Annotated in this window: 4 protein-coding genes; 3 read left to right on the top strand and 1 reads right to left on the bottom strand. The window is 55.3% G+C overall.

Going from position 1 to position 2,799, the window contains the following annotated elements:
* Positions 1-287: helix-turn-helix domain-containing protein (locus ACOSYY_RS13140; RefSeq protein WP_421662935.1), on the top strand; the 287-nt coding region annotated here is incomplete at its 5' end.
* On the opposite strand, the gene ACOSYY_RS13145 is transcribed toward ACOSYY_RS13140, so the two are convergent.
* Positions 284-922: a response regulator gene (locus ACOSYY_RS13145; protein ID WP_421662936.1), complete on the bottom strand. Its 639-nt coding sequence runs from the start codon at positions 920-922 to the stop codon at positions 284-286. The two genes, ACOSYY_RS13140 and ACOSYY_RS13145, sit on opposite strands and share 4 nt — an antisense overlap.
* Before the next feature lie 242 nt (positions 923-1,164).
* Here ACOSYY_RS13145 and purM point away from each other — a divergent pair, with 242 nt between their 5' ends.
* On the top strand, positions 1,165-2,202 hold the full coding sequence (gene purM / locus ACOSYY_RS13150; RefSeq protein ID WP_421662938.1) for a phosphoribosylformylglycinamidine cyclo-ligase: 1,038 nt from the start codon (positions 1,165-1,167) through the stop codon (positions 2,200-2,202).
* Positions 2,192-2,799, top strand: a 608-nt coding sequence (purN, locus tag ACOSYY_RS13155) for a phosphoribosylglycinamide formyltransferase (protein ID WP_421662940.1), incomplete at its 3' end; no start/stop codon positions are given. The genes purM and purN, both read left to right, overlap by 11 nt.

Here is a 2,799-nt window from a genome sequence, read left to right on the forward strand (position 1 = left end):
TCATGGTGCCGGGGTTTGTGATTGACGCGTCCCAGGCCAGCCTGTCGTTACCGGGACGAACCGCCGGCGTGGTGCCGGCGGGCAATCAGGCGACCAACCCATTTCTCACAAAATCCTACGACTCGCTTCGAGATGCTCGGAACGCCTTCGAAAAAGAATATATCAGTCGAAAGCTTCGAGAGCACCACTGGAACATTTCACGAACCGCTGAGGATCTCAAGATCGAGCGAAGTCATCTTCACCGGAAGATTAAGTTGCTCGATGTGGAGATGCGACCTGAGAGCTAAGACGACGACAGGACAGGACCAGGCCCTACGCACGTGGAGCAGAGGAGATCCTGAAACTTCGTCTGGGGATGGACTCGCACGTATTCGTTCAGGGCGGACTCCGACATGTGCGCAGGATGAGATTTTCTACAGGACGGGCACACGGGTATGAGCTGTTGTAATGTGGCAATGTCGCGAACCGTGCGGTCGAGGTCAGTGATGGTTTTTGTAACCTCTTGTTCCCAGCTCCTTCTCGCGTCCGTTTCATGTTTGAGCTTGAAAGCAGATTTCACTCGTGCGAGGAGCTCTACCTGCTCGACCGGTTTCCTGATGTAGTCCGTTGCCCCTGCATCGAATGCCGCCTGAAGCCAGTCCTTCTGGTTCCGTGCCGTCACGATGATGATTGGAATCCCTGCAAACGCATCGATGGCTTTGATGCGGCGACAGGCCTCGACCCCATCCACGTCCGGCATCTTGATATCCAGTAAGATTACATCTGTGTTAACGCCGTTGGCGCCAGCATGATCCAAATCCAATTGCCGAAAGGCATCACGGGCTGATGAAACAGTGATCAAGTCACGATAGCCTGCATTCTTGAGGATGTGATGAAGCAGCAGGCGCTCATCGGGAGAGTCGTCAACTATTAGAACCGCCACCGGCCCCTCCTTGGGTGCTTCATTGGCTCGAAGACCGTCCAAAGATGTGACAAGATTAGTATAGGGTGTAATTCTAGAGCGGCAAGGAAAAAGCAGAAGGCTGGGAGACAGGGAGTGCCTTCGAATCGATTCCGATGGGTGCGTTGACCTCCATCGGACCCTCCGTTAAGATGCGCCTCCAAGGATATGTGGTTCCTGACCCAAAGCCAACGCTACCCGTAGCCCTTCCAGGACATCTATCCGTGACGACCTATCGTGACGCAGGTGTGGATATCGATGCAGGCGATGAGCTTGTCGATCGCATCAAGCCGCTTGTTCGATCGACGTTTCGACCCGAGGTCCTGACCGACCTAGGAGGGTTTGGCGGCCTCTTTAGACTCCAAGCCGACAAATACAAAGAACCAGTGCTTGTCTCAGGAACCGATGGGGTCGGGACCAAACTGAAGATCGCCTTCATGATGGATAAACATGACACCGTCGGGGTCGACCTGGTGGCGATGTGTGTCAATGACATTGCGGTGAGTGGAGCGGAACCGCTGTTTTTTCTGGACTATTTCGCGACCGGGAAGTTGTCTGTGTCGAAGGCTCAGGAGGTGGTCGCCGGCATCGCCGAAGGTTGCCGTCAAGCCGGGTGCGCCTTGATCGGCGGGGAAACTGCCGAAATGCCGTCATTCTACCCTGATGGCGAATATGACCTGGCGGGTTTTGCCGTCGGCGCAGTCGATCGCCCGAAGATCATCGATGGTCGGCACATTGTATCCGGCGATGCAGTCATAGGCTTGGCTTCTTCAGGGCTTCATAGTAACGGTTACTCACTGGCCCGGCGGGTATTGTTTGAAGAAGCCAGGCTGACGATTGCCAGCCGTCTTTCTGAGCTTGATGGGCCTATCGGAGAGGTGCTCCTGACACCCACCAGAATTTATGCGAAGCAGATTTTAGCGCTCGTCGAGCAATTTCCGATCAAAGGCATCGCTCATATTACCGGAGGCGGCATTACGGGGAATTTGCCACGCGTGTTTCCTAAAGGTGTACGAGCAAGGATCAGTCGATCAGCCTGGTCAGTGCCGCCGATCTTCGACGTGATGCGCCGGCTTGGGCAGGTCGATCGGGAAGAGATGTACCGGGTTTTTAATATGGGCATTGGGTTGATTCTTGTGGTACCGCCTGATTCATTGTCCGGAGTGCTGGCTCGCGCCACAGCGCTGGGCGACCGAGCCTGGCAGATCGGTGAAATCGTTTCCTCCACCGGGGAGGAGCCGGAGGTCGAATATGTCGATTAGCCGAATGACCCCATTGCGAGTGGCGGTACTGGCATCCGGTCGAGGCTCCAACCTGCAAGCCATCGTCGATGCGATCGAAGCGGGGCAGGTACAGGCTCAGATTGTCGCTGTCATCAGCAATAAGCAGGACGCGGTCGCACTGGAGCGGGCTCGGAAGCATGGACTCACCGATATTTTTGTCGATCCGAAGCCCTTTGCCGGGCGACCGGACAGTCGTGAAGCATACGACCAGTCGTTGTTGAAAATACTTCAGCAGCATGAAGTCGAACTCGTCTTGCTCGCAGGCTACATGAAAATCGTTACGGCAGTGCTGGTCAATGCTTACGCCAATCGCATGATGAACATTCATCCCTCGATGCTGCCGTCATTTCCTGGATTGGACGTACAGAAGAAGGCCATTGACTGGGGTTGTAAGCTGGCGGGATGTACCGTCCATTTCGTGACGGAAGGCGTGGACGAAGGGCCGATCATCATCCAAGCAGCCGTGCCGATCCTCGACGATGACACGTCCGAAACCCTTGCCGCCAGAATCCTCATCCAGGAACACAAGATCTATCCTCGTGCCGTGCAACTCTTTGCCGAAGGCCGATTACGAGT

This window comes from Nitrospira sp. BLG_2 (assembly GCF_049222245.1).